23 protein-coding genes are annotated in these 25,416 nt (G+C 68.1%); 1 reads left to right on the forward strand and 22 read right to left on the reverse strand.

Annotation, left to right across the window (positions count from 1 at the left end; translation table 11 throughout):
- Nucleotides 1–6: 6 nt before the first annotated feature.
- The 18 genes from Q5923_RS06610 to Q5923_RS06695 all read right to left on the reverse strand — a co-directional run bounded on the left by Q5923_RS06610 (nucleotide 7) and on the right by Q5923_RS06695 (nucleotide 20,714).
- The gene (locus tag Q5923_RS06610; protein WP_009277823.1) at nucleotides 7–999 is read right to left on the reverse strand and encodes an ABC transporter permease; all 993 of its coding nucleotides are present in this window, start codon (nucleotides 997–999) and stop codon (nucleotides 7–9) included.
- Nucleotides 1,000–1,273: 274 nt separating this feature from the next.
- On the reverse strand, nucleotides 1,274–1,522 hold the full coding sequence (gene secG, locus Q5923_RS06615) for a preprotein translocase subunit SecG (RefSeq protein WP_009277824.1): 249 nt from the start codon (nucleotides 1,520–1,522) through the stop codon (nucleotides 1,274–1,276).
- 214 nt (nucleotides 1,523–1,736) lie between these two features.
- Nucleotides 1,737–2,501, reverse strand: a complete 765-nt coding sequence (gene tpiA / locus Q5923_RS06620) for a triose-phosphate isomerase (RefSeq protein ID WP_303132987.1) — start codon at nucleotides 2,499–2,501, stop codon at nucleotides 1,737–1,739.
- On the reverse strand, nucleotides 2,494–3,684 hold the full coding sequence (gene pgk / locus Q5923_RS06625) for a phosphoglycerate kinase (RefSeq protein ID WP_009277826.1): 1,191 nt from the start codon (nucleotides 3,682–3,684) through the stop codon (nucleotides 2,494–2,496). The genes tpiA and pgk overlap by 8 nt, the downstream gene beginning before the upstream one ends.
- Nucleotides 3,685–3,793: 109 nt before the next feature.
- Nucleotides 3,794–4,819, reverse strand: coding sequence for a type I glyceraldehyde-3-phosphate dehydrogenase (gap, locus tag Q5923_RS06630; protein WP_009277827.1), 1,026 nt, complete (start codon nucleotides 4,817–4,819; stop codon nucleotides 3,794–3,796).
- Between the two features lie 333 nt (nucleotides 4,820–5,152).
- Nucleotides 5,153–6,088 (reverse strand): DNA-binding protein WhiA, encoded by a 936-nt coding sequence (gene whiA, locus Q5923_RS06635; protein WP_009277828.1) that lies wholly within the window; start codon nucleotides 6,086–6,088, stop codon nucleotides 5,153–5,155.
- Nucleotides 6,089–6,167: 79 nt separating this feature from the next.
- Nucleotides 6,168–7,091, reverse strand: coding sequence for an RNase adapter RapZ (gene rapZ / locus Q5923_RS06640; RefSeq protein WP_062529763.1), 924 nt, complete (start codon nucleotides 7,089–7,091; stop codon nucleotides 6,168–6,170).
- Nucleotides 7,092–7,093: 2 nt separating this feature from the next.
- Nucleotides 7,094–7,444, reverse strand: coding sequence for a tRNA-binding protein (locus Q5923_RS06645; protein WP_303132992.1), 351 nt, complete (start codon nucleotides 7,442–7,444; stop codon nucleotides 7,094–7,096).
- 206 nt (nucleotides 7,445–7,650) lie between these two features.
- Nucleotides 7,651–8,340, reverse strand: a complete 690-nt coding sequence (locus Q5923_RS06650; protein ID WP_062529759.1) for an N-acetylmannosamine-6-phosphate 2-epimerase — start codon at nucleotides 8,338–8,340, stop codon at nucleotides 7,651–7,653.
- Nucleotides 8,341–8,389: 49 nt separating this feature from the next.
- Nucleotides 8,390–9,358 (reverse strand): ROK family protein, encoded by a 969-nt coding sequence (locus tag Q5923_RS06655; protein WP_303132994.1) that lies wholly within the window; start codon nucleotides 9,356–9,358, stop codon nucleotides 8,390–8,392.
- An 81-nt stretch (nucleotides 9,359–9,439) separates the two neighbouring features.
- Entirely contained in the window at nucleotides 9,440–10,366 is a 927-nt protein-coding gene (locus Q5923_RS06660) for a dihydrodipicolinate synthase family protein (protein WP_303132996.1), read from the reverse strand.
- A gap of 120 nt (nucleotides 10,367–10,486) precedes the next feature.
- Nucleotides 10,487–11,302, reverse strand: a complete 816-nt coding sequence (locus Q5923_RS06665; RefSeq protein WP_009277834.1) for an ABC transporter ATP-binding protein — start codon at nucleotides 11,300–11,302, stop codon at nucleotides 10,487–10,489.
- Complete coding sequence (locus Q5923_RS06670; protein ID WP_009277835.1) at nucleotides 11,303–13,342, reverse strand: dipeptide/oligopeptide/nickel ABC transporter permease/ATP-binding protein; 2,040 nt, start codon at nucleotides 13,340–13,342, stop codon at nucleotides 11,303–11,305.
- A 2-nt stretch (nucleotides 13,343–13,344) separates the two neighbouring features.
- The gene (locus Q5923_RS06675; RefSeq protein ID WP_009277836.1) at nucleotides 13,345–14,301 is read right to left on the reverse strand and encodes an ABC transporter permease; all 957 of its coding nucleotides are present in this window, start codon (nucleotides 14,299–14,301) and stop codon (nucleotides 13,345–13,347) included.
- Between the two features lie 120 nt (nucleotides 14,302–14,421).
- Nucleotides 14,422–16,032, reverse strand: a complete 1,611-nt coding sequence (locus Q5923_RS06680) for an ABC transporter substrate-binding protein (protein WP_303133000.1) — start codon at nucleotides 16,030–16,032, stop codon at nucleotides 14,422–14,424.
- 163 nt (nucleotides 16,033–16,195) lie between these two features.
- Entirely contained in the window at nucleotides 16,196–18,253 is a 2,058-nt protein-coding gene (gene uvrC, locus Q5923_RS06685; protein ID WP_303133002.1) for an excinuclease ABC subunit UvrC, read from the reverse strand.
- A 1-nt stretch (nucleotide 18,254) separates the two neighbouring features.
- The gene (locus tag Q5923_RS06690) at nucleotides 18,255–19,427 is read right to left on the reverse strand and encodes a DegT/DnrJ/EryC1/StrS family aminotransferase (protein ID WP_303133004.1); all 1,173 of its coding nucleotides are present in this window, start codon (nucleotides 19,425–19,427) and stop codon (nucleotides 18,255–18,257) included.
- 15 nt (nucleotides 19,428–19,442) lie between these two features.
- The gene (locus Q5923_RS06695; RefSeq protein ID WP_198003123.1) at nucleotides 19,443–20,714 is read right to left on the reverse strand and encodes a hypothetical protein; all 1,272 of its coding nucleotides are present in this window, start codon (nucleotides 20,712–20,714) and stop codon (nucleotides 19,443–19,445) included.
- A 228-nt stretch (nucleotides 20,715–20,942) separates the two neighbouring features.
- Between Q5923_RS06695 and Q5923_RS06700 the strand changes: the two genes are divergently transcribed.
- Nucleotides 20,943–21,671 carry an aspartate/glutamate racemase family protein gene (locus Q5923_RS06700; RefSeq protein WP_303133007.1) on the forward strand — a complete coding sequence of 243 codons (729 nt, stop codon included), beginning with the start codon at nucleotides 20,943–20,945 and terminating at the stop codon, nucleotides 21,669–21,671.
- A gap of 112 nt (nucleotides 21,672–21,783) precedes the next feature.
- Here the strand turns inward: Q5923_RS06700 and Q5923_RS06705 are convergent, their stop codons facing one another.
- The 4 genes from Q5923_RS06705 to hisI form a co-directional block, all read right to left on the reverse strand.
- Nucleotides 21,784–22,629: a hypothetical protein gene (locus tag Q5923_RS06705; protein ID WP_303133009.1), complete on the reverse strand. Its 846-nt coding sequence runs from the start codon at nucleotides 22,627–22,629 to the stop codon at nucleotides 21,784–21,786.
- A 382-nt stretch (nucleotides 22,630–23,011) separates the two neighbouring features.
- Nucleotides 23,012–24,346 carry an NlpC/P60 family protein gene (locus Q5923_RS06710; protein ID WP_303133011.1) on the reverse strand — a complete coding sequence of 445 codons (1,335 nt, stop codon included), beginning with the start codon at nucleotides 24,344–24,346 and terminating at the stop codon, nucleotides 23,012–23,014.
- A 254-nt stretch (nucleotides 24,347–24,600) separates the two neighbouring features.
- On the reverse strand, nucleotides 24,601–24,918 hold the full coding sequence (gene hisE, locus Q5923_RS06715; RefSeq protein ID WP_009277844.1) for a phosphoribosyl-ATP diphosphatase: 318 nt from the start codon (nucleotides 24,916–24,918) through the stop codon (nucleotides 24,601–24,603).
- Nucleotides 24,919–24,921: 3 nt separating this feature from the next.
- Nucleotides 24,922–25,368, reverse strand: coding sequence for a phosphoribosyl-AMP cyclohydrolase (gene hisI, locus Q5923_RS06720; protein ID WP_072499872.1), 447 nt, complete (start codon nucleotides 25,366–25,368; stop codon nucleotides 24,922–24,924).
- Nucleotides 25,369–25,416 lie beyond the last annotated feature (48 nt).

The following is a 25,416-nucleotide window of genomic DNA, read 5'->3' on the forward strand; positions in this document are numbered from 1 at the left end:
CTCTCCTTAGCTCATCTTGATGCGGGGGTCGAGCGCGGCGGCGAAGAGGTCCGCCAGGAGCGCGCCCACGAGCGTGCAGGCCCCGCTGAACGCCGCGACGGCCACGGCGCCATGGATGTTGTTGTTGTTGATGCAGTTGATGAAGTACTCGCCCAGGCCGTGGATGGCAAAGATCTTCTCGGTCATGACGGCGCCCGTGAAGATGCCGGCGATGGAGAAGGCCACCGAGACGGCCGTGGGGATGAGCGAGGCGCGCAGGGCGTGCTTGCGGATGGCCTGCTTCTTGGTGAGGCCCTTCGCGCGGGCGGTGCGCACGTAGTCGGCGTGCATCTCGTCCAGGAGGTAGGTGCGCTGGCCCAGGTGGTAGCCCACGGAGCTGATGATGGTGAGCACCACGGTGGGCAGCAGGATGTGCTGGAGGAAGTCGAGGAAGGTCATGAGGGGATTGCCGCCCTCGTAGCTGGAGAGGCCCGTCACGTAGAAGAGGCGCGACCCCGCCGCCTGGTTTATCTCGATGGCCGCGAACACGATGAGGATGGCCAGGACGACGGTGGGGATGACCATGAAGAGCGAGGCCATGCCGCCCAGGAAGCGGTCCTGCCACTGGTACTGCCGCTGGGCGGTGTACACGCCCAGGCTCACGCCCACCACGATGGAGATGATGGTGGCGAGCGACATCAGCTCCACAGAGGCGCCGATGCGCGAGGACATCTCCTCGTTCACCGAGACGCCGGTGGGCGTCTGACCCCAGTCCCACCTGGTGACGATGCCGCCCAGCCACCTCTGGTAGCGCTGGAGGATGGGGGTCTTGTCGTTGAGGTTGGTGGCGTCGAGCGACGCCTCAATGGACTCCTGCGGTGGCCTGGGAGTGCGGGACTCGTAGTTGGATCGCGGGCTCATGAAGGCCGATGCCAGGAAGTACGTGAGCGAGGTCGCCACGAAGATCATGACTATGTAGCTCGCCACACGCTTGGCTATGTACCCGACGAATCGCGCCATGGACGCTCCTCACTTCGCTTCGCGCGCCCCGGGGGCGCACGAGGACGCGACGGCGATGCGACCACGTCCCTCTTCTGCAGAATGCGCTTCCGTGGCGGCACGTCCGCCCAGCCAGAGGCGCAAGCAGCATGCCTTCGCGTCGGGCCTCGGGTGGGCCGGGAGCCAGGGCACGCAAGAACACAACGTGCAAAATCCTACCACGGCACGAGACGCGGCAGAGATAACGGCCCGTCCACGCGCCCAGGGGCGGAAGACGGGCCGTGCGCGCAAGAGCCTAGATGGTGCCCAGCGGGAAGGTCAACGCCATGACGCAGACGGTGACACCGAAGACGACCGCGGTGATGACGGTGAGGCGGTCGAGGTTCTTCTCCCAGACCCCCGAGCCGGCGGCCGAGTTGTACATGGAGGAGGCGATCATGTCCGAGACCCCGGTCCCCTTCCCGGAGTGCATGAGGATGAGGATGACCGTCAGGACGGCCGAGAGTGCCAGGATGACCAGAAGGATGGTGTTCAGAACGCCCACGAAGTGCTCCTTTTTATGTGCCCACGGATGGTGCAACTACATCGATTGGTTAGCTTACCACATGAGTCAAGGCCGTTACCAACTGCCATAGAATCGACGGCAGCCCCAAGCCTGCCGACGCTCGCCCCACGCGCGTCGGTCCCGCCCACAAAAAATGGGCCCCGACACCTCCGTGCCGGGGCCCAGGCCTCCTTGGGCGAGAGGGACCGTCCCCCTAGATGGCCGCCTTGACCATGGCGGCGAAGGAGTCCGCCTTGAGGGACGCGCCACCAACGAGCGCGCCGTCCACGTCCTCCTTCTCGAGGAAACCGGCCACGTTCTCGGGCTTGGCGGAGCCGCCGTAGAGCACGCGGATGCCGTCGGCCACCTCCTGGCCGAAGACCTCGGCCAGGGTCTTGCGGATGGCGCCACAGACCTCCTGGGCGTCGTCGGCCGTGGCGGTCTTGCCGGTGCCGATGGCCCAGATGGGCTCGTAGGCGACGACGTACTTCGAAGGATCGTCGATGACGAGGCCCTCGGTGTCCTTCTTGATCTGGTCCACGACGAACTCGACGTGCTTGCCCGCCTCGCGGACCTCGAGGGACTCGCCGCAGCAGCTGATGGGCACGATGCCATGGGCCATCAGGGCCTTGGCCTTCTTGTTAATGTCCTCGTCGGTCTCGCCGAAGTAGCCGCGACGCTCGGAGTGGCCGATGATGCAGTAGGTCGCGCCGATGTCGGTCAACATCGAGGGAGCGGTCTCTCCGGTGTAGGCGCCAGACTCCTCGAAGTAGGCGTTCTGGGCGCCAAGCGAGAAGGGCGCGCTCTCCTGCTCGATGACGGTTGCGACGCCCTTGAGGTCGACCGTCGGGGGGCAGACGACGACGTCGACGTCTCCCGTGCCGCCCTCGAGCTCGCGGGCCAGGCCCTGAGCCAGGACGACGCCCTCGGAGTAGCTCTTGTTCATCTTCCAGTTGCCGGCGATCATCCTGTTACGCATCGAGAAGCGCCTCCACTCCGGGAAGGGCCTTGCCCTCGACGAGCTCCATGGAGGCGCCGCCGCCAGTGGAGATCCAGCTCATCTTGTCGGCCAGGCCAAACTTGTTGATTGCCGCGACGGAGTCACCGCCGCCGATGATGGACGTGCAGTCGGAGTCCGCGATGGCACGGGCGACGGCCTCGGTGCCCTTGGCGAACTGGTCCATCTCGAAGACGCCCATGGGGCCGTTCCAGAAGACGGTCTTGGCGGCCTTGACGGCCTCGCAGTAGAGTTCGACGGTCTTGGGCCCGATGTCCATGCCCATGCGGTCGTCGGGAATCTTGTCGGAGTCGACGACCTCGCCCGTGGCGTCCTCGCCGAAGTGGTCGGCGACCACGTTGTCGACGGGAAGCAGGATCTTGCAGCCCTTGGCCTCGGCCTTCTTCAGCATCTCGCCCGCGCGCTCGATCCAGTCCTCCTCCTTGAGGGAGGTGCCCACGCTGTAGCCCTTGGCCAGGAAGAAGGTGTAGGCCATGCCGCCGCCGATGATGAGGGTGTCGGCGGAGTCGATGAGGTGGTCGAGGACGCCGATCTTGCTGGAGACCTTGGAGCCGCCCACGATGGCGACGAAGGGGCGCTCGGGCTCGGCGAAGATCGAGGTCAGGGTGTCGACCTCCTTCTCGAGCAGGAAGCCGGCGACGGCGGGGATGAACTCGGCCGGGCCGACGACGGAGCCCTGGGCGCGGTGGGCGGTGCCGAAGGCGTCGAGGACGAAGATGTCGCCATAGGAGGCGAGCTTCTTGGCGACCTCGGGGTCGTTCTTCTTCTCGGCCTTGAGGAAGCGGACGTTCTCGAGGACCAGGATGTCACCGGGCTTGACCTCGGCGACGGCGGCGGCCGCCTTCTCGCCGTAGGTGTCGTCCACGAACTTGACCTCGTATCCGGTGAGTTCGGCGAGCTTGTCTGCGGCAGGCTTCAGCGAGAGCTCGGGCTCGGGACCGTCACCCTTGGGACGTCCGAGGTGGCTCATGAGGACGATGCCGGCGTTGTGCTCCTTGAGGTACTTGATGGTGGGGATGGCGGCGCGGACGCGCGTGTCATCGGTGACGACGCCATCCTTCAGGGGGACGTTGAAGTCGACGCGCATGATGACGCGCTTGCCGTCGACGTCCACGTCGCGGACGGTCTTCTTGGTAAAAGCCATGCTCACTCCTTCTGCTGCGGCGATCGATGCGACTCCGTGCAAGAAAGGGGCGCGGCTGCGACCCGTGGGCCAGCGGCCGCGCCCCTGCAGAACCGAGGGTGCCTAGTGGCTAGGCAACGAACTTCTCGAAGTACTTGATGGTGCGGACCATCTGAGAGGTGTAGGAGTTCTCGTTGTCGTACCAAGAGGTGACCTGGACGAGGCTCTGGCCGTTGCCGAGGTCCTGGACCATGGTCTGGGTGGCGTCGAAGATCGAGCCGTGGGTCTCGCCGACGATGTCGCGGGAGACGATCTCGTCCTCGTTGTAGCCGAAGGTCTCGGGGATGGTCTCGGCGTAGGCCTTCATGGCAGCGTTGACCTCGTCGACGGTGACCTTCTTGTCAACGACGGCATAGAGGTTGGTGAGGGAGCCGGTCGGCGTCGGGACGCGCTGGGCGGCACCGATGAGCTTGCCGTTGAGCTCGGGGAGCACCAGGCCGATGGCCTTGGCGGCGCCGGTGGAGTTGGGGACGATGTTCTCGGAGGCCGCGCGGGAGCGACGCTTGTTGCCCTTGCGCTGGGGGCCGTCGAGGACCATCTGGTCGCCGGTGAAGGCGTGGATGGTGGTCATGATGCCGCTGACGATGGGGGCGAAGTCGTTCAGGCCCTTGGCCATGGGGGCGAGGCAGTTGGTGGTGCAGGAGGCGGCGGAGATGATGTTGTCGTCCGCGGTCAGCTGCTCGTGGTTGACGTTGAAGACGATGGTGGGAAGGTCATTGCCCGCGGGAGCGGAGATGACGACCTTCTTGGCGCCCGCGTTGATGTGGGCCTGCGCCTTGGCCTTGGAGGTGTAGAAGCCGGTGCACTCGAGGACGACGTCGACGCCGAGCTCGCCCCAAGGCAGGTTGTTGGCGTCCGCCTCCTTGTAGATGGTGATCTTCTTGCCATCGACGATGATGGCATCCTCGGTGGACTCGACCTTGTGGTCACGGGCGTAGTTGCCCTGGGTGGAATCGTACTTCAGGAGGTACGCGAGCATATCGGGCGAGGTGAGGTCGTTGATGGCGACGATCTCGGAGCCCTCGTGGCCAAACATCTGGCGGAACGCGAGGCGACCGATACGTCCGAAGCCGTTGATAGCAACCTTGACTGCCATGCTTTCTCCTTTCGCGAGGCCAACCGAGGCCGTTCCTCGGGAGTGGCCAACACTCTTACAAGCACGCCCCTATTTTACCCACAAAACTGCAACTCGGTCGCCCAAAGCCAAATGGGGGTGAATTTGGAGGCGCGCCCACGGTTGGCCACTGTTCGGGGTGCATTTGGAATGGCCAGGCGAGAGGTACCCGGGCCCGCCACCGTGTCCGGCGCGCCGGCAGGGACCTTCCAGGCGGGACGGGGGCGACTCTCGCCCACGGGCGCGCGCTACGCCGCGCTCGCGCTCCTCGTCAGGTGCCGTGGCCAGGGCGACTCTTGCCCATACGGGCACGCGCTACGCCCCCTGCGACTCCCCCACGATCTTCTGGAGGCGCAGGAGGCGATGGTACATGGCCGACTTGGATGCCGGCGGCTCGGCCATGGCGCCGAGGTCCGCCAGCGACTTCTCGGGATGCGCCCTCCTGAGGGCGCAGAACTCCCTCACCGCCGGCGGCAGCGCGCGCAGCCCGGGCTCGCGCTCCGCCTGGTCGATGAGGCCCAGCTGGTCCGCCGCGGCACCGGTCGAGCGGGCCTGGTTGGCCATCTCGGCGTTGACGCGGCGGTTGACGTCGTTCTTGAGCGACTTCATGCGCCGCACCTTGTCGACGAGGAGGGTGGAGCGGCGCGCGCCCATGGCGTCGAGGAGGCGGGCTATCTCGTCGAAGCTCTTGAGGTAGATCGCAAAGGAGCCGCGTCGGCGGTTGAGGCGGGCGGAGACCCCCAGGTCCTCCAGGACGTCGGCGAGCTCGCGGGCGAACTCCTCGCCCGTGACCGCGACCTCGAGGTGGAAGTCGCCCCTGGGGTCCGCGATGAAGCCCCCGGCCATGAAGGCCCCGCGCACGAAGGCGCGCCTGCAGTGGTCCGAGCGCAGGAGCTGCCAGGGGATGCCCGGCGCGAGGCCGCGGCCCGGCAGGAGGATGCCCAGGCGGACGAGGTCGGCCTCGAGCTCGCGCTGCTCGGGGATCTCTATGAGGTAGTTGCGGGCCTTGTGCAGGTTGGAGCGGCGCACGGTGAGAGGCGTCTCGAGGTCGAAGAGCTCGTGGGTGAGCTTGATCATGGTGCGCGCCACGGCGCCGGTCTCGGTCGAGACGCGGATCGAGTAGCGCCCCGGACCCCTGAAGGAGAGCGTGCCGCAGATGCGCGTTATGGCCGAGAGCTGGGCGTAGGCGCAGAGCGGGCACTCCCCCTCCACGCGCGACAGCTCGTCCTTCACCTGCGCGGTGAACGACATGTCCCATCACCCCCGCAGGCGAGAGTGGCCACGCGCGCGGGCTGCGACCGACCCCCGTGCCGCACCGTCGCGAGGCCCATCAGGGCCTCCGGTTGGCGAGGGGGAGGTCGCGGTGCGAAAGCGAGACGCGGTAGCCCTGCCCCGTGAGGTAGGCTGCAGTCGCGTTGGCGATGGCCACGGAACGATGCTGGCCGCCCGTGCAGCCCACGGCGATGGAGAGCTGGGTCTTGCCCTCGGCCACGTAGCCCGGCATCGCCACGTCCAGGAGGCGCTTCCAGGCGACCATGAAGTCCGCCGTCACCTTGTTCTGCATGACGAAGTCGGTGACCAGGGCGTCGTTGCCGGTGAGCTCGCGCATGGCGGGGTCGTAGAAGGGGTTGGGCAGGAAGCGCACGTCGATCATGAGGTCGGCCTCGGCGGGGAGCCCGTGCTTGAAGCCGAAGCTGAAGACGCTCACGTCCAGGAGCTGCTGCTCGTCGAGCTCCGAGAATGCGTGCCTGATGCGGCTGCGCAGGGCGTTCGTGCGCAGGCGGCTCGTGTCGATGACCAGGTCGGACTCGTCGCGGATGGGCGCGAGCGCGGCGCGCTCGCGGGCTATGGCGGCAACGGTCGTCTCGCCCTCCTGGGCGATGGGGTGACGGCGACGGGTCTCGTCGTAGCGGCGCAGCAGGACCTCGTCCGAGCAGTCGAGGAAGAGGGTCTTGACGCTGAGCTCGTGGTCGCGGAGCTGCGCCAGGGCGTCGGTGACCTCGTCGAAGAGCCCCTGGCTCCTGAGGTCGCAGGTGACGGCCAGGTGACGGCCGGTGTTGGCGTTGATCCCCACCACGCGGGCGAGGTCGAGGATGAGGCGGGGAGGCAGGTTGTCTATGCAGTAGTAGCCCATGTCCTCGAAGACGTGCAGGGCCTGGGTGCGGCCGCTGCCCGACATCCCGGTTATCACGACGATGTCGGGAACGCGGTCGGCGGCGGCCGCCTCCCTCATGCGCTGGCTGCTGCTGGGCATGGCTAGCAGAGCCTCGTGCCCGCGGGGACGTCCCGCTCGAGCGTGGCGAGCACCGAGGGGATCCCGTCCTCGTAGCCGATGTCCAGGAGCATGCCCTCGCTCACCATGCCCGCCATCTTGCGCGGGGCCATGTTGACGAGGAAGAGCGTCTTGGTCCCCTCGATGGCCTTGCAGTCCTCGCGCTCCTCCCTCATCCCCGTGAGGATGGTGCGCTTGAAGTCACCGAAGTCGACGTGGAGGGCAACGAGCTTCTTGGAGCCCCTGACGTCCTCGACGCGCTCGATCAGACCCACGCGGACGTCGAGCTTGTCCCAGTCGTCGATGGTCACGTTTGGCTTGACTGCGGCTCCCATGGACCCTCCCTCTACGGGGTGCGGGCGGGGTCCTCCCCCGCCCGCGCTGCGGACTCACCTGATTGTACGGCTAGACGTCCCACGCGAACGAACCGTTTGCGACGCGCGCCCAGGGCAGGCCAGACCCCTGCCTGGCTCGCGCCAGCAGGAGGTCAGCTGCGGACCCTGAGACGCGAGAAGTCCGCAACTGACCCGAGGGCCCCGACTCATCCCTCCACCGCGGCGCGAAACCACTTGGTGAGGCTCGTGGGGTGCGTGATGCCCGTCCCCACGACCACGGCCCAGGCGCCGGCGCCGATGGCCGCCGCCGCGTCCGCCGGCGTGTGCACGTGGCCCTCGCAGATGATGGGAAGGCCTGGGAACTCCTCGGTGGCCTGCCTCAGGAGCGGGAGGTCGGGCCCGTCGTCCATGGTGGTATCGATGGCGGCCTTGTTGTGCGAGAGGGTCGTGGACACGAGGTCACAGCCGACGGCCACCGCGTTGCGTATGTCGTCGATGGTCATGCAGTCGGCCATGACGAGGGTCTCGCACTGGGCGCGAAGGTCCGCCACCGTCTGGGCGAAGGTCCTCCCGTCGGGACGGGGCCGGTCGGTGGCGTCTATGGCGACGACGTCCGCGCCGGCGTTGACGCAGGCGACGGCATGGCGCAGGGTCGGCGTGATGTATACGCCCTCGTGCCCCTCCTTCCAGAGGCCGATGACGGGCACCTGGACCCTGCCCTTGATGGCGGCGATGTCAGAGAGGCCCTGGCAGCGGATGGCGGCGGCGCCACCCTGCTCGCAGGCCTCCGCCATCTGGGCCATGGTCTCGGGATGCCGCAGGGGCTCCCCGGGATAGGCCTGGACGCTCACGACGAGCCTTCCCTTGAGCGACTGGACCAGGGGCGAGACTTCCATTTCTTCCTCCAGACGTGGGGCCGCGCTCCTCGCACGGCCCCCTCGTTGCCTACTCGAACTCGGCGTAGCCCGAGCGGACTACGTTCTCGGCGGCGCCGATGAGGGGCGCGTTGCCGCCCAGCTCGCCCGAGCGGACGGGCGTGGATGCCACGGGCGGCATGACCGCCTCGTGCCAGCCGCGCTCCATGGCATCGTGCCAGGCGGGCCCGCACTGGGCGACGGAGCCCGAGAGTATGACGCAGTCGGGGTCGAGCATGTTGCACATGCTGCCCAGGACCTCGCCTATCGCATGGCCGGAGCGCGCCTCGGCGTCCCTTGCGGCCTGGTCGCCCCGTGCCGCGCGGCGGTCTATCTCGGCCCCGTCCATGGGGCTGCCGTCCGCCTGGGTGGCATCGCCGCCCAGCTCGAGGTAGCGCTCGATGATGCCGGGACCTGCGGCGATGGGCTCGAGGTGACCCGTCGCCCCACAGGAGCAGGGGACTCCGGTGGCGTCGGAGCAGCTCACGTGGCCCACGTGGCCCGCCTCGTTGTGGGCGCCCAGAAGGATGTGGCCGCCCAGCACGAAGGCACCGCCGATGCCGGTGCCCACGGCGACGACCAGGCAGCTCGAGGCGTCCTTGCCACCGCCCCAGCGCGCCTCGCCCAGGGCATGGGCGTGCACGTCGTTCAGGACGCGGGCGGGAAGTCCGAGCTCGCGCGCGAGCTCGGCTCCCAGGTGGGTGCCGCCCCAGCCGGGCATGATCTCGTTCGCGTAGGTGACGTCTCCCGTCGCGGGGTCGATGACGCCCGCGCTCGAGACGCCGATGCCGTCCAGCCCGCCGACCGCCGCCTCCGCGACGCGACGGGCGGATTCGATGGCGTTCCCGAGCACCCTCTGCCCACCGAGCTTGGCCTCGGTGGGAACCTTGCCATAGTGCTCGATGAGGGGCGCCTCGCCCGCGCGGAGCGTCACGAGGGCCGAGGCGATCTTGGTGCCTCCGATGTCGAGCGCGATGACGCGCTTGGCCTCTGCTGCCATGGGACTCCTTCCTGGGGTGCAGGCGCGCCGTCGTCGCAAGCGCGCCCGGGCTTGCGTCTTCGGGCGAGAGCCGCCTCTCGCCTAGGCCTCGAGGAGGCCACAGCTCACGAGCACCGAGCGGATGGCCTCGACGTTGGTGCCCTCGAGCGCCTTGACCGGGCGGGGCATCTGGTTGGACTCGTACACGCCCATGAGCATGAGGGCGGTCTTGAAGGCGCCCACGCCGCCGCCGAAGCCCTGGACGCCCGTGGTGACGTCGAAGATGTGGCTGAGGTCGTTGAGCTTGTCCTGCTCGGCCTTGACCGTCGCCCAGTCCCCCGCCTCGGCGGCCTTCCACATGCGCACGTAGCCGTGGGGCTCGACGTTGGCGAGGCCGGGGACGGAGCCGTCCGCGCCCGAGAGGTAGGCGCCGTCGACGACAATCTCATGGCCGGTGAGGAGGCTCAGGGGGTGACCCAGCCTCTCGTTCTCCTGGCAGAGGTAGCGGAACGAGATGTCGTCGCCCGAGGAGTCCTTGACGCCCGCGAGCACGCCCTCGGCGCCCAGCTTGGCCAGGAGCTTCCAGGGGAGCTTGGTGTGGACGCAGACGGGGATGTCGTAGGCGAAGACGGGCAGGTCGAGCTCCTCGTGGAGGATGCGGAAGTGCTCCTCCACGTCTGCCATGCCGCCCAGCGCGTAGAAGGGGGCGGTGGCCACGAGGGCGTCGGCGCCCAGCTCCTGGGCGCGCCGCCCGTGCTCGATCACGCGCTCGGTCTCGGTGTCGATGATGCCCACCAGGACGGGCACGCGGTGGTCGACGATGCGCACCGCCTCGCGCACGACCTCGTCGCGCCTCTCGTCGGTGGAGAAGACCACCTCTCCCGAGGAGCCCAGGAAGAAGAGGCCGTCCACGCCCGCGTCGATCATGCGGTCGATGGAGCGCTCGAAGGAGGCTACGTCCAGCCTGCGGTCCTCGGTGTCGGGGACGACGACGGGCGGCACGACGCCGCGGATCTTGAAGTCTGACATGTGGCTACCCTTTTCTCTCTGCCTGCTCGGAAGCCCGGGCACGATGGCACATCTTAGTCCTCTGCGACGCGCATGAGAGACGCGCCCCGCCCGGCACGCGGCCAGACGGGGCGCTCGCTGCTAGCGACCTATCTTGGGGTGCAAGAGCGACGGTGCCGCCCCGAGGAGCGTCTTGGTGTACTCGTCCTGGGGGTCGTTGAACACCTGCTGCGCCGGACCCTGCTCCATGATCTGCCCGTGGTTCATGACGATGATTCGGTCGGAGATGTAGCGGACCGTCTGGATGTCGTGGCTGATGAAGATCATCGAGAGCCCCAGCTCGCTCTTGAGGTCGGTGAGCAGGTTGAGGATCTGGGCGCGCACGGACACGTCGAGGGCGGAGGTGGGCTCGTCGGCGATGATCGCCGAGGGGTTGAGCGACATGGCGCGGGCGATGGCGACGCGCTGGCGCTGCCCGCCCGAGAGCTGACCCGGCAGGGCGCGCAGCGCGCTCTTGGGCAGGCCCACGAGCTCCACGAGCTCGTTGATGCGCCTCTCCTGGTCGGCGGACGCCCCCACCTTGTGCACCAGCAGCGGGTCCTGCAGCTGGTCGCGGACGACCATGCGCGGGTTGAGGGCCGTGGCGGGGTCCTGGAAGACGACCGAGACGACGCGGCCTATCTTCTTGCGCAGGTCCGCCGTGCGCTTCGTGACGTCCGTCCCCTGGAAGTAGACGTGGCCGGAGGTCGGCGACTGCAGGCCGCACATGACGTTGGCCGTGGTGGACTTGCCGCAGCCCGACTCGCCCACGATTCCTATGGTCTCGCCCGGCATGAGCTTGATGGTCACGCCCTGGACCGCATGGACCAGGTTGGGGTGGAGGATGGATCCCGTGCGGGTGCGGAAGGTAACGGAGATGTCATCGAGGAAGATGATGGGTTCCTTCTGGTCGGCCACCTACCTCACCTCCTTGAGGGTGTCTAGATAGGGAACGAGCCCGTTCTGCCTCAGGTAGTCGTCGGGCAGCTCCGAGAAGCGGTGGTTGGCGCATCCCGGCAGGCTCTTGATGACGGGGTGCACGTCCAGGCCCAGCGTGGGATGGCTGGAGCGCGGGGCGAAGCGGTCGCCGCGCGGGAAGTCCTCGGGCGAGGGGACCGAGCCGGGCACCTGGTGCAGGCGGCTCCCGTCACGGGCGCCCTCCTCGATGGAGAGGACCGACCCCAGGAGCCCGCGGGTGTACTCGTGGACGGGGTTGCAGAGCAGCTCCTTGGTCGGCGCCTGCTCGATGACCTGGCCGGCGTACATGACGGTGATCTCGGACGCCACCTCGGCCACCAGGGCGAGGTCGTGGCTCACGAAGACCATGGCGAAGCCCAGCTTTGCCTGGAGGTCGTTCAGGAGCTTGATGACCTGCTTCTGGACGGTGACGTCCAGGGCCGTGGTGGGCTCGTCGCAGATGACCAGCGACGGGTCACGGGTGAGCGCCATGGCGATGAGCACGCGCTGGCGCTGGCCGCCCGACAGTTCGTGCGGGTAGGACTCTAGGGTGCGCTTGGGATCGAGGCCTACGAGCTCGAGCAGCTCCTCCGCGGAGCGGGTCCCGCCTCGGTCGGTGAGCTGCTTCATCTGCGTCGAGATGAGCATGGAGGGGTTCAGGGACGAGAGCGCGTCCTGGTAGACCATGGCGATCTCGGTGCCCAGGAGCTTGCGATGCTCCTCGGAGCTGAGCTTGAGCAGGTCCTGGCCCTTGTAGATGAGCTGGCCCGTGACCGTCTCCTTGGGGTCCACGAGGTTCATGATCGTCTTGGTGGTGATGGACTTGCCGCAGCCCGACTCGCCCACCAGGGCCATGCACTGGCCGGGGCGCACGTCGAAGCTGACGTGGTCCACGACCTGGACGTCACCGTGCGAGAGGAAGCTGATGCAGAGGTCCTTGACCTGCAGCAGGGGCTCCACGGAGTAGTCGGGGACGTGGCGGTCGTCGCGGGCGAGCTCGACCTCGCGCAGCGCGCCGAGCCTGCGACCCAGCGCCTCCGCCTGCTCCTCGTAGGCCTTGACGGGATTGGAGGCCAGGATGTCGTCGGCACGGCGGCTCTCGGAGTTGTCCGCGTCGACGGGGGCGCCGGGGGCGGCGGCCATGGCGTCGGTGAGGCCCTCGGAGAGGATGTTGAGCGCGAGGCAGGTGACCATGATGGCCATGCCCGGGAAGAGCGCCTGCCACCAACGGCCCGCGAGCACGCCACCGCGGGCATCGGCCAGGATGTTGCCCCAGGTGGGGGTGGGCTCCTGGATGCCGGCCCCTATGAAGGTGAGGGAGGCCTCGAAGATGATGGCGTCGGCCACGAGGGTCACGGTGAATACCATAATCGGCGCGATGCAGTTGCGCAGGACGTGCCTGATCAGAATCCAGGGGGCGCGGGCGCCGGAGACGATGACCGCGCGCACGTAGTCCTCTCCGTACTCGCTCACTATGTTAGCGCGCACGATGCGGGCGATCTGGGGCGTGTACATGAAGCCGATGGAGAAGATGATCGAGCCGATGCTGTTGCCCAAGATGGACACGAACACGGCCGCAAGCGCGATGCCGGGGAAGGACATGATGATGTCCAGGACGCGCATGATCACCTCGGACACCCACTTGCGCGAGACCGCGGCGATGGCGCCGATGACGGAGCCGCAGACCAGCGCCATGAGGGTGGCGCCGAAGCCGATGACCAGCGAGTAGCGGCCGCCGTAGAGCATGCGGCTCAGGATGTCGCGCCCCTTGTCGTCGGTGCCGAAGATGAAGCCGCCGCCGGGAGCCTGGCGCGCGGTAAAGATCTCGACCGGGTCATAGGGCGAGAGGACCGCGGCGAGGATGGCCGAGAGGGCCACCAGGACGAGCAGGACGAGCGAGACCTTGGAGCCGACGCTCATCTTCTTCCAGCCGCCGAGGCGAGCGCCGCCCGCGGCGGCCTGCTCGAGCTTCTCGGCCTGTTCTTTTCTCTGAGTCAGCATGGCTACACCGTCCTAATCCTGGGGTTGATGAGGAGGTAGAGCATGTCGACCACGATGTTGATCACGATGAACGACAGCGCGACGACGATGACGACGCCCTGGACCAGGTTCGTCTCGTTGCCCTGGATGCCCTCGAGGATCGCCATGCCCATGCCGGGCAGGTTGAAGATGGTCTCGATGACCACGGCGCCGCCCATGAGGTAGCCGATCTTGAGGCCCAGCGTGGTGACGGGCGTGATGAGGGCGTTGCGCAGGACGTTGCGACCGATGACGACGGCCTGGGGAAGCCCGGCGCCCTTCGCGGTCTTGACGTAGTCCTTGTCGAGCTCCTCGACCATGGCGGTGCGCACGATGCGGGTCATCTGGCCGGTGAGCGGGAAGGCGAGGGCCACGGCGGGCATGAGCATGCGCGCGGCATAGCCGCCGGGGTTGGCGAAGAAGTTGGGCAGCGGGCCCGAGGCGGGCAGCACGTGCATCATCGACGAGAAGAGCAGGATCATGAGGACCGCCAGCCAGAACGAGGGCGTGGCGAGGCCGGCGATGGAGAGCACGCGGATCAGCTGGTCGGGCCATCCGTCGCGGTAGAGCGCGGCGAGCACTCCCAGAAGGAAGGACACGATGGCACCCAGGATCAGGCCGATGAAGGTGAGCTGCATGGTGACGGGCAGGGCCTTGGCCACGCGCTCGCCGACGGAGTAGTTCGAGGCGCCGTAGCTCCCGAGGTCACCGTGGAGGAGCCCTCCCATGTAGCGGAGGTAGCGGGTGGGCAACGGGTCGTCCAGGCCGTGGTCGGCGTGGTACTGGGCCACCGCCTCCGGCGTGGCGCTCTCGCCGAGCGCGTTGTAGGCCGGGTCGACCTTGGAGAACGACATGAGGAAGAACACGAGGATCGTGACGCCGAGGGCCATGATGGGCAGCGCCACCAATCGCCGTCCGATGAGGCGCAGGAGGTTGTTCACGTGGCCTCTCCCCTTTCCGAACGCTGTGCGGTCAGGACGTGGCAGCTCCAAGGAGGTAGGGCCCGGGCAGTACCTGAAGCCCGGGCCCTACCCTCGCGCTGCCTGTTGGGACGGAGCCGACTACTTCGTGGTGGAGACGCCGATCAGCGAGATGCCCGTGGTCCCGATGCCCTTGAAGTCGCTGGAGACCTTGGTGCCGTCGCCGTTGGCGGTGTCACGCCAGGAGCCGGTCGTGGTCTGGACCTGCAGGACGGGATACAGGGGAACGTTCTCGGAGATGAGGTCGAAGCACTGGTTCCAGGTCTTCTGCTGCTCGTCGCCGGTCTGGGAGAGGGCCTGGTCCATCAGCTCGTGGAGCTTCGCGAACTCGGGGGAGTCGTTCCAGACGCAGCGCTTCTGCATCCAGGTGTTGTTGCCGTACCACCAGTTGAGCAGCAGGTCGGGGTCGGCACCGAAGCAGCTGGGGTCGCCGGGGGCGAGCAGGAGGTCGTAGGCCTCGCCGCCGTCGATGGCGGCGTAGGTCGCCGCGGAGGTGTCGGTCTGGATCGAGACGTCGAAGCCCAGGGCGTCGAGGTCGTTCTTGATCTGCGTGGACATGGCGACGACCTGGTCGTTGTCGGTGGTGCGCAGGGTGATGGCGCCCGGCGTGATGCCGGCCTCGGCGATGAGGGACTTGGCCTTCTCCTGGTCGTAGGAATAGACCATGGAGGCCTTGTTGTAGTTGGTGAAGGTCTCGGGCAGGTAGCAGGAGGGCGTCGAGGCCATGCCGGCCAGGGCGTTGGAGATCATCTGGTCGTAGTTCAGGGCGTACATGACGGCCTGGCGGACCTTGACGTCGTCCCAGGGGGCCTTCTTGACGTTGAACATCATGAAGCGGGTACCGAAGCCCTGGACGGTGTCGATGGAGAGGCCGGCGCTCTTGAGCTGGTCGATGGAGTCGGCGGGGACGGACTCGCAGATGAGGTCGGTGCCCTCCTGGGCGGCGGTCACGCGGGCGGTGGCGTCCTTCAGGACGTCATAGCGGATCTTCTCGTCCTTGGCGGCGAACTCGCCGTTGTAGTTGGGGTTGGGGACGAGGGTGACGGAGGCGTCGGTGATCTCGTCGTACATCCAGGGGCCGGTGCCGGTGGGCTTCGCGGTCAGGTCCTCGTCGGTCGCGGAGCTGGGGACGACCTTGACGATCGCCAGGCGCTCCTTGAGCAGCGAGAAGTCGGGGAAGGCGGTCTTGACGGTGACGGTGGTGTCATCCTTGGCCTCGATGGAGGCGATGGGGGTGAGCATCGAGACGTAGATGTTGCCCTCGGCGTTGGCGCGCTTGAAGGACGAGACGACGTCCTCCGCCTTGACGTCGGTGCCGTCGGAGAACTTGGCGCCGTCGCGCAGCTTGACCTCGAAGGTGGTGTCATCGACCTTGGTGGGGTCGCCGGCGGCCAGGGCGGCGCGGGTGCTGTAGTCATGGAAGTCGAGCTCGTAGAGGCCCTCGACCACGTTCATGTTGGCACTCAGGGCGAGCGCCGAGGACGTGGTGGACGGGTGGTAGTTCTGGGTCGCGTAGGCGGTGCCCACGGTGAGGGTGCCGCCGGCCGCCTTCTCGCCACCGGCGCTGCTGCCGCCGTTGCTGCCGGAGCCGCCGCCGCAGCCCACGAGCCCCAGGCCCGCGACGGCCGCGACGCCGCTCGAGACGCCGAGGAAGGTGCGACGCGAAAGGTTCTTGCCCATCAGGTCTTTCATGTTCTTGCCTCTCTCCACGCAAACGTGTCCCTTGTTGCGCAGAACGGGGTCGGCGCAACCTCTCGCCCGCTAGCGTATGGCATTTCAGGCATGTTTCGAGATCATCTCCGCCCAGCGGCAAGCGAGGGGCAACGGACGGGGTGGCAGGGGCTTCGGGCGTGGGCTACTCCGACCCGTCCCCTCGCCCCTCTCCGCCGGAAGGCGAACTGGGACCAGGGGCTCCCCCGGCATCTGCCTCCGTCTCGGGCGAGAGGGACGCGCCCTCCCCCTCCCAGGCGTGCACCGTCTGCCAGACCTCCTCGGCCACCGAGCGGGGAAGGCCCTCGACCTCGGCGACCTGGTCGACGCTCGCGGCGCGCAGGCCCTTGAGGGAGCCGAAGCGACGTAGGATGGCCCGCTTGCGCTTGGGCCCCACGCCCTCGACGTCGTCCAGCACCGAGACGGACTGCGCCTTGGTGCGCAGTTCCCGGTGGAAGGTGATGGCGAAGCGGTGGCTCTCGTCCCTCACCTGCTTGATGAGGTAGAGCGAGGGAGAGCCCGAGGGCAGCACCACCGGCGTGTCGTCCCAGGGGACGAAGACCTCCTCGTCCGACTTGGCCAGGCCGCAGACCGGGATGTCGAGCCCCAGCTCCTCGAGCTGGTGAATCGCGGCGGAGAGCTGGGGCTTGCCGCCGTCCACCACGAGGAGGTCGGGAGGCGCCGCGGCGAAGCGCTCGTCCCCCATGTTCTTGGGGCTGTAGCGCCTGCCCAGCACCTCCTCCATGCTTGCGAAGTCGTTGGCCTCGTCGAGCTCGGCGCGGATCTTGAAGCGACGGTACTGGCCCTTGTCGGGCCGGCCGTTGGTGAAGACCACCATGGACGCCACGGTGAAGGCCCCGTGCAGGGTCGAGATGTCGAAGCACTCTATGCGCATCGGCGGTCGCTCCAGGGCGAGCGCGCTCTCGAGCTGGAGGAGGGCCTGGTTGGTGCGCTCGTCGGCGTACCCCGTGCGCACCATGTAGCGCATGAGGGCGTGGCGGGCGTTCCTCTCCGCCATCTGGAGGAGGTGGCTCTTCTCGCCTCGCTGGGGGCGGTGCAAGCGGCAGAGCCTCCCGCGCTTCGCGCTGAGCCACTCGCCCAGGAGCTGCGCGTCGGGCAGCTCGCAGGCGAGGTCGACCTCCTGGGGCACGTCGGCGGTCTCGTCGTAGTAGCGCTTGAGGAAGCCGGCGGCGAGCTCCTGCTCGTCCACGTCCATGCCCTTGTTGAGGATGAACTCGCTGGTGCGGATCGTGCGCCCCTCCCGCACGACGAAGACGCAGGCGCAGCTGATCGTCTCCTCGCGGTAGAAGCCGATGAGGTCGAGGCTCACGTCGCTCGAGAACATGACCTCCTGGCGGTCGTCCAGCCCGCCTATGACGTCGAGGCGCCGCTTGATGCGGGAGGCGCGCTCGAACTCGAGCTCGGCCGCCGCATCACGCATCTGTTCCTCGAGCTCTTCCACCACCTGTCGTCGCCTCCCCGAGAGGAAGCTCTCCACCTGGCTCACGTGACGTGCGTAGTCCACGGTGGTGATGGCGCCGCAGCAGACGCCGGGCCCGCGACCCACGTGGTAGTCGAAGCAGGGGCGGCCGCGCTCGGCCAGGACCATGTTGGCCACGGCCACGTCGTCGGGGTGGCTCTGAAGGTAGCGACGCGCCCTCTTCCACTCCGCGCAGTTGGCGGAGCAGATGGGGAGCACCTTGCGCAGGGTGTCGATGGTCTCGCGGGCGGCCTGGGCGTCGGTGTAGGGACCGAAGTAGCGGGTCCCCTTGCGGTGGCGCTCGCGGGTGTACTTGATCGCCGGGTATACGTCCGACTCGGTGATGGCTATGTAGGGATAGCTCTTGTCGTCCTTGAAGTCGACGTTGAAGTAGGGGTGGTACTGGGCGATGAGGTTGCGCTCCAGCACCAGCGCCTCGTGCTCGGAGCCCACGACCACGTAGTCGAAGCTGCGCACCACCTGCATCATGAGGGGGATCTTCGCGCGGTCGTCCTGGAGGGTCACATACTGGCGCATGCGGGCGCGGAGGTTCTTGGCCTTGCCCACGTAGATGACCTCGCCCTTGCCGTCCTTCCAGAGGTAGCAGCCGGGGTCGGTGGGGACGAGCTCCACCTGCTCGGCGATGCTGGGCCTGCCGCCCTCGGAGCGGTCTGTGGCGAGAGGCTCCCCCTCGCCCGGCCTTTTGCCCCCACGCGCGGCCATGCTAGCGGGCCGCCTCTGCCGCGAGGGCCGCGAGCTGGCGTGCCTGCTCGGGCGTGACGTCGCAGGGAAGCGCCACCGGTCCGCGCGAGAGGCGCTCGGTCACGGGGAGCCCCTCCATGCCGCCGTCGAAGCCATATGCAGCAGGGTCCTCGACGCCGGGGAAGAGGAGCGGGCGGTACCAGGGCACGGCATAGTGCCCCGCCGCGCGCACGCTGGCGAGGAGAGCCTCGGAGCGCCCGGAGTCGGCCAGGAAGACGGGGAGGCGCAGCAGCGGCTGGGCGGGACCTGCGCACACGGCGGCGAGCAGGGCGACTCCCGTGTCGGCAAGGGAGCGCACGTACTCCGTCACGGCCTCTCGTCGCAGGGCCTCCTGGGCGTCGAGCCCCTCCAGGGCCTCCAGGGCCCGGGAGGCTATCCACTCGCCAGGCTGGCAGGGCTCGTGCGAGACGTGGCCCCTCTGCTCCTCGGGTGATATCGCGGCGTCGAAGCTTCCTCGGGCCTCCCAGCGCGCGCGAAGGGCGCGGCGGGGACCGGCGGGCAGGTGGTTGAGCACGCGGATGCGGCTGCGATAGCCCTTGGCGGCCTCCTCGAGCACGGGGTCAATGGGGGGAAGCGAGCCCAGAGCCCCCACCAGGGCGGCCCTGAGCCCGGAGTCCGCCATCCGGGGGCTCACGTACACCGCCCCGCCGAAGTGGGTGGGGAGCATCTTCTCCACCCCGAAGGAGTGGACGGAGACGTCGGCGAGCGGTCGTCCCTCGCCGTCGCGCGCGAGCCTCCCCACGCAGTGGGCGCAGTCCTCGACGAGAAGCGCCCCCGCCGCGTCCGCGGCCTCCCTCAGGGCGAGGTCGCCCGCTGGCTCGAAGATCCCGAAGCTGTGCTGAAGGACCACGGCCCGCGAGCTCGGGCCGAGTCCGAGCCGGGAGGCGTCGAGCGCCAGGCTCGACGCCGAGACGTCCGCGTAGCGCGGGGCGAGCCCGGCCTCGACGATGGGGTCGACGGCGGTGCAGCAGGTCAGGAGCTGCGTCACGACCTCGCCCGCGCCCCGCAGCCGTGCGAGCTCGCGGAAGGCCACGAGCATGCCGTGCCGCGCCCGGTAGGTGAGGAACCAGTCGTCCTCGGAGGTGCCGCTGCGCCGCGCGAGCGCGCGCCTCAGCTCGAGCGACGAGTCCGCCATGTATGCCCCTCTCGCCTAGTCCTCGAGCTCTCGGTGCCCGAAGTGCCTCTTGAAGTCCAGATAGTAATGCGCCCAGAGCTTAGCCATGTTCCAGAGCCTCCGGGGGCTGTCGTCGTGCGCCCCGAAGAGCGTGGTGCCCACCCTGCCCTGGCGCATGAGCTCGAGCGCGCGGTCGCGGCCCGGTCCCTTCGCGGCGTAGCGGCGCACGATGGAGCGGGGCACACCCACCCAGAGGAACTCGTTGGTGGCATGGACCGCGGGCCCGCGCCTGCCCTCGACGACGTCCGCCACCACGTGCTCGGCGAGGTTGTAGCCGGCCAGCGTGGTGAAGAAGCTGCTCCTCCCCTGGCGGGGGTTGAAGTCAAGGAGCTTGCAGCTGCCGTCGCGCTCGTCGTACTTCATGTCGATGTTGAAGTAGCCGAAGTAGTCGATGTGGCCCATCAGCCGCTCGACGGAGGCATAGATGCCCTCGTCCGCGTACGAGACGATGGCCGCATAGTTGCCGATGCGCATGGGAGCGCAGTCCTCGAGCACGGGGTGGCCCAGCGAGAGGAGCGATATGGAGCCGTCCTGGCGCACGTAGCCGTTCATGACCCGCATGTTGCCGTCGTCGCCGGGGATGAAGTCCTGGATCACGAGCTGCCCCTGGTAGCCCGAGGCGTAGGCGCGTCGTATGGTCTTGGCCAGCATCTCCCCGTCGTCCAGGACGAAGGCCTTCTTCTGCCCCTGGAAGGGGTGGTCGCGCCACGACGCGGCGTCGGTGGGCTTGAGCGCCACGGGAAATCCGAAGGGAAGCTCGGGCAGCCTGCCTTCGTCCCCGGGACCGATGGTGACCGTGCGGGGGTAGGGCACGCCGGCGCGCTCGCAGAGGGCGTAGAAGCGCGCCTTGTCGTTGAGCTCGTCGAGGACGCCCGGCCCGGAGCAGACGCAGCGATAGACCGGGTCCAGCTCGGCCTTGTGGTTGGAGAGGAGCAGCGAGTAGTCGTCGCCGCAGGGTATGACCAGGGGGATCGTGTCCCTGAAGCCGTCGGCGTCCCCGTTGAGGAGCTCGACGAAGCGCGCGGGGTCGAGGAAGTCGGCGTCACAGCGCTGCTCGATGAACTTCGAGTCGCGCGTGGGGGTGAGGGGGAAGCTGCCGTAGCAGACGCTGGCCACGCCGTAGCGCTCCCAGAAGGCGCGCGCCATGCCGTAGGACCCGATCTCGGTTCCCAGGAGGATGGGCACGAAGGAAGCAGCGCCCCTCTCCCCCATTGCTGACCTGCCACCCTCCACAGCCTGCTCCGCCATCGCGCGCACCCGTCTCTCGTGCTTGTACCTCGGCCCTGCCCAGGCGGCGCCATGCCACCCGCCTGCCGGTCGCCCGACCCTGCCCGCCCGCGTGGCGCGGGCCTCCGCATATTGTAGGCAGGCTGCGAAGGGGGCAGGGACAGTGCACCGTAGGAACAGAACTCCCTCCCACTCGCCTACAATCGTCCGGATGGGCGAGAGGCGCGTGCGCGCCGGGGAGGAGCCTTCGTGAACAAGCCAATCCTGGGGATCATCGGCGGGGTGGGACCCCTCGCCACCGCCTACTTCATGGAGGCCATCATCAAGAAGACCCCTGCGGCGACCGACCAGGACAATATCCCCATGATCGTCTTCAACGACCCGCAGATCCCCGACCGCACCGCCTACATACTGGACCACTCGCGCCCCGACCCCCAGCCTGAGATGTGCAAGGTCGCCCGCTGGCTCGAGGACGCAGGCGCCGACTACCTGGCCATCGCCTGCAACACGGCGCACTACTTCTATGACGCGATCAGCGACGCGGTGGACGTCCCCGTCCTCAACATCATGGAGGAGACCGCCAAGCGCATGGCACTCGACGTGGGTCGTGGCGGCAGGGTGGGCCTCATGGCGACCGACGGGACGGTCCAGTCCGGCGTCTTCCAGGGCTACCTCGCAGAGCGCGGGCTCGTCGGCGTGGTGCCCAGGGCCCAGACGCAGCGCAGGATCATGTCGCTGATCTACGACGGGGTCAAGGCAAACGCGCCCTATGACCCGGGCGAGCTCTGCGCCATTGCCGAGGAGCTGCGCCAGGAGGGCTGCGACGCCGTCGTGGTGGGCTGCACCGAGCTCTCTGTCATCTACCAGGACCTGGCAGAGCGCCCCACCTGGCTCTACGACTCCCTCGACGTGCTGGCGCAGCGCTGCGTCGACCTCTACCTCTGGGCGCGCGAGCGAGGCGGCGACATCGGCATGTAGGGGCGGCGAGAGACCCGCTCCCGCCGCCCCGCCTGGCCATCCGCCCCGCAGCGACGTCCCGACCACGGACGGAGGCCTCTCCCGCCCGCCCCTAGGGCAGGCGGCTGACGCCCTAGCCCTTCGCGCCGTAGCTGTAGCTGAAGTCGTAGGTGCGCAGGACGTCGTAGTCCTCGTCCATGAGCTCGATCTTGCCGCTGATGTCCTTGAGGGAGGCGAGCTCGTGGCCAACCTCGGCGCCATCATAGAAGGCCTTGCAGTCGACGTAGGTCCCCGGCTTTGTCAGCTCGAAGAGGCCGATGGGCTCGCGCATCTCCCCGTTGATGGAGAAGCTCTCGGACTGCGACCAGATCCTGAGGCTCTTGTCTGAGTTGTTCTTGAAGTTGACCACGAAGCCGGGGTCGCCCGTAAAGTCGACGAAGACCTCGGTCATGCGGATGGTGGCGAGCTCGTCGTCTGCGATGAGGTAGTCCACGGCCTCGCTTGCCTTGTCGTCCGTGCTTCCGCCGCCCTTCGGCATGTCCTCCTTGACGAGGTCGCCCTTCTCGAACACCATCTTGGTGCCGTCCTCGTCGCCCACGAGCTTGCCGTCCTTGAGCTCGAGGCTGCTCGCCGCAGTCTCGCTGTCGTTGATGAGCACGGTCGTGTCGTCCTTGAGGCTCCACTTGAGGTCCTCGACGTCTCCGGCGAGGTCCATCGTCCCCGTGCCGTCCTCGACGAGCGTGATGCGGAAGTAGATCCCCAACCCGGTCATGTCCTCGAGCGTGAGGTCACCCAGGTCCTTGTCGCTGACCGAGACGGCGGTCCAGGTGCCCAGGAAGTCCGCCTTGGGGTCCTTGGAGGGCGCCACCGTCCCCATGCCCTTCGATGCGCCACAGCCCACGAGGGCGACGAGCGCGACGAGAACGACGAGGGCACCTAGCCTCCTTGCCAGGGACGTGCGGATTGACACGGCGTTCATCTTCCAACCTCCCATCCGTCGGGAACCCCATACCTGCGGGTCGACAGCGCGATGGGTGGGCCCATGGGGGCACGAGTCCCACGGTCGCCTAGGAGCTGGCGCCGCCTGCGCTTGCGGTGTCGGCCTCTGGGCCGATTATCCCATGGACGGTGGCCCCCCGGACTGGCCCCCGCGGCGGGTCGTGCGACCGGGCGGTTCCGCGAGCCAAGCGGGACGTGGTAGCTCAAGACGGCCAGAAGATGGTGCTGGCCCAGCCGCAGGCGACACGGAGGCAGGCCGTCGCACCATGGCCAGCCACCCGGAAGAAGAAGGGGAGGCCCCGCCGAAGCGAAGCCTCCCCGTGCCGATCCGTTTGCCCGTGACGGCCGTCGCTGCCCGCAGGCTAGACGATCGGGCCGCCGCCCACGAAGCTGCCGGCGGAGTAGTAGACGCTCGTGACCTCGACACCGCCGTAGTTGGAGTGGATCATCTGCCCGTTGCCGATGCAGAGGCCCACGTGGGTCGTGGAGCCGGTGCCCCCGCCCCAGAACATGAGGTCCCCCGCCTTGAGGTTGGCCTGGTTGGTGGTGAAGCCGCCCTTCTGGAGCACCCAGCCGATCATCGAGTTGTTGTAGCCATTTGACATGCGCTGGCCGCGGGGGATGTTGTAGCCGGCCTGCCGGTAGGCCCACCACACGAGGCCGGAGCAGTCGAACTCCTGGTTGGCGATGGCATTGCCCGCCCAGGAATAGCTCACGCCCAGCTGCGAGCGTGCGGCGGCGATGACGGCCGAGATGCCCGAGCCGTACGACTCGTCAGGCTGGGAGGCGGAGCCGCCGCCGGAGTTCGAGTTGGAGTTCGAGTTGGAGTTCGAGTTGGAGTTGGACCCGCCGCCGCCGGAGTTCGAGTTGGAGTTGGACCCGCCGTTGCCGGAGCTCGACCCGGTATCGGAGCTGGCGTTGGAGCTGGAGCCGTTATCGGAAGACCCGCCCTGGCCAGACTGGTTGTCGGACTGGGCCTGGCCACCGGACTGGGTGCCGGTACCGGCGTCACTCTCGCCCTGCTGCGCGGCACGCGCGGCGGCCTTCTCGGCAGCGGCCTTCTCCGCGGCCTCGCGCTCTGCGGCGAGCTGGCGCTGGACCTCCTCGGAGAGCCCGTTCACGTACTCCTGCTGCTGCGACTGGAGGCTCTGGATCTGGCTGAAGCTCTGCTCGGACTGGCTGAGCAGCTCCTCCTGCTGGCTCTCCTCCTCCTGGAGGCGGTCCTTCTGCCCTTGCAGCTCGCCCTGGATGGTCCTCACCGCGTTGATGGCGTCGGTCTGGCTGGCCGAGACCTTGTTGGCGTAGTACACGCGCGAGACGAGGTCCTGGAAGTCGTTGGAGCCGAGCACGAACGAGAGGAAGTCGACGCCGCTCTTGTAGTTGGCCGCCATGGTCTGCGAGAGGGTGCCGCGCGCGACGCCGAGCTCCTGCTCCTTCGCGTCGATCTGCGACTGGGTCTCGCTCATTGCCGCGCGGGTGTCCTCCAACGAGGCCTGGGCGTCCTCGAGCTGCGAGAATGCCGTGGCGCACTGGCCCTGGAGCTCGTCCAGACGTGCGCGGGCGGAGTCGAGCTCGGTCTGGGTCTGGGCGGCGGTGTCCGCCGCGAAGGCGTGGGTCGGGACTGCGGAGAGTGCCAGGGTGAGGGAGAGGCTCAGGGCGACCCCCGACCTGACGACAGCGCGTGTCTTTTCCGTCATCTGTTTCCTCGCAATACTGTCTCTGGTGCGTTGGACGTGCGTTGAGAGCAGCAGTCGCGACCAGTCTATCCCCTTGCGGGAACGGGAGCCACGCCCTGCTGCCGGACGCGAGAAGCGCGCCCGCGACCGGAGGGTCCGGTCGCCATGGTTATCGGGTTAGGTTAACGCAACTCGCACGACGTCAGTTCGTGGTCGCGACCGACTACAAAGAGTCAACATCCAGCCAAAGTAAGGTGGGGGACGCGAAGCCGGCGCTAACGCTTGCGGGCCTCGAGCTCGCCCGCGAGCTCGCCCAGCCCCACGCCATAGCGCTCGAGCGTGACCAGCAGGTGGTAGACGAGGTCGCCTGCCTCGTAGCGGATGTGGTCGTGGTCGTCGTCCTTGCAGGCCATGATCACCTCGCTGGCCTCCTCGGCGAGCTTCTTCAGCAGCTCGTCTTCCTGGCCGGTGAGCAACCGCGCCGTGTAGGACTCCTCGGGGTCGCTCTCCCAACGGCCGTGGAGCGTGCGGGCAAGCGACTCCAGGGTCTGGCCGATGTCCGCTGCCCGGACGTTCGCGGTTCTCTCGCCCATTGCTCAGTCCTCCCCGTCGGACGGATAGGAATCGCCCGCATCGTGCCTGCCGTCGTCGCCCTCCCACGCGGACGCGCCCATCGGGGCGATGGCGCGGAAGAAGCAGCTCCGGTGGCCGGTGTGGCAGGCCGGGCCAGGGGAGTCGACCTCAAGGAGCAGGGCGTCCGCGTCGCAGTCGACCAGGACGCGACGGACCTTCTGGACGTTTCCGCTGGTGGCTCCCTTGTTCCAGAGCTCCTGGCGAGACCTGCTCCAGAAGCAGCTGGTGCCCGTCCCCAGCGTGAGCTCCAGGGACTCTCTGCTCATCCAGGCGAGCATGAGGAGCTCCCCGCTGCCCGCCTGCTGCACCACGGCCGGCACGAGGCCGCGCTCGTCGAAGGCGATGTCGAGCTCGTCCAGGTTGCGGAGCTCGACCCTCTCGCCCGCATAGGTCTGCGATTCCTCGTCCATCGTCCCTCCCTGGCGTCATGTCGCTCCTGCGCGGCGGCGGCACGTCCC

Origin of the sequence: uncultured Olsenella sp., assembly GCF_959602185.1 — a bacterium.
GTDB lineage: Bacteria > Actinomycetota > Coriobacteriia > Coriobacteriales > Atopobiaceae > Olsenella_I > Olsenella_I phocaeensis.

Coding starts and splice junctions, on each gene's coding strand:
- rapZ (WP_062529763.1), bottom strand. CDS start 7,091: ATGCCCAGCAGCAGCCAGCGCATGAGGGAGGCGGCCGCCGCCGACCGC.
- pgk (WP_009277826.1), bottom strand. CDS start 3,684: ATGGCTTTTACCAAGAAGACCGTCCGCGACGTGGACGTCGACGGCAAG.
- hisE (WP_009277844.1), bottom strand. CDS start 24,918: ATGGGCGAGAGAACCGCGAACGTCCGGGCAGCGGACATCGGCCAGACC.
- Q5923_RS06660 (WP_303132996.1), bottom strand. CDS start 10,366: ATGTCAGACTTCAAGATCCGCGGCGTCGTGCCGCCCGTCGTCGTCCCC.
- whiA (WP_009277828.1), bottom strand. CDS start 6,088: ATGTCGTTCACCGCGCAGGTGAAGGACGAGCTGTCGCGCGTGGAGGGG.
- Q5923_RS06645 (WP_303132992.1), bottom strand. CDS start 7,444: ATGGGAGCCGCAGTCAAGCCAAACGTGACCATCGACGACTGGGACAAG.
- gap (WP_009277827.1), bottom strand. CDS start 4,819: ATGGCAGTCAAGGTTGCTATCAACGGCTTCGGACGTATCGGTCGCCTC.
- Q5923_RS06710 (WP_303133011.1), bottom strand. CDS start 24,346: ATGACGGAAAAGACACGCGCTGTCGTCAGGTCGGGGGTCGCCCTGAGC.
- uvrC (WP_303133002.1), bottom strand. CDS start 18,253: ATGGCCGCGCGTGGGGGCAAAAGGCCGGGCGAGGGGGAGCCTCTCGCC.
- Q5923_RS06670 (WP_009277835.1), bottom strand. CDS start 13,342: ATGCTGACTCAGAGAAAAGAACAGGCCGAGAAGCTCGAGCAGGCCGCC.
- Q5923_RS06655 (WP_303132994.1), bottom strand. CDS start 9,358: ATGGCAGCAGAGGCCAAGCGCGTCATCGCGCTCGACATCGGAGGCACC.
- Q5923_RS06705 (WP_303133009.1), bottom strand. CDS start 22,629: ATGAACGCCGTGTCAATCCGCACGTCCCTGGCAAGGAGGCTAGGTGCC.
- Q5923_RS06695 (WP_198003123.1), bottom strand. CDS start 20,714: ATGGCGGAGCAGGCTGTGGAGGGTGGCAGGTCAGCAATGGGGGAGAGG.
- hisI (WP_072499872.1), bottom strand. CDS start 25,368: ATGGACGAGGAATCGCAGACCTATGCGGGCGAGAGGGTCGAGCTCCGC.
- tpiA (WP_303132987.1), bottom strand. CDS start 2,501: ATGCGTAACAGGATGATCGCCGGCAACTGGAAGATGAACAAGAGCTAC.
- Q5923_RS06680 (WP_303133000.1), bottom strand. CDS start 16,032: ATGAAAGACCTGATGGGCAAGAACCTTTCGCGTCGCACCTTCCTCGGC.
- Q5923_RS06610 (WP_009277823.1), bottom strand. CDS start 999: ATGGCGCGATTCGTCGGGTACATAGCCAAGCGTGTGGCGAGCTACATA.
- Q5923_RS06690 (WP_303133004.1), bottom strand. CDS start 19,427: ATGGCGGACTCGTCGCTCGAGCTGAGGCGCGCGCTCGCGCGGCGCAGC.
- Q5923_RS06650 (WP_062529759.1), bottom strand. CDS start 8,340: ATGGAAGTCTCGCCCCTGGTCCAGTCGCTCAAGGGAAGGCTCGTCGTG.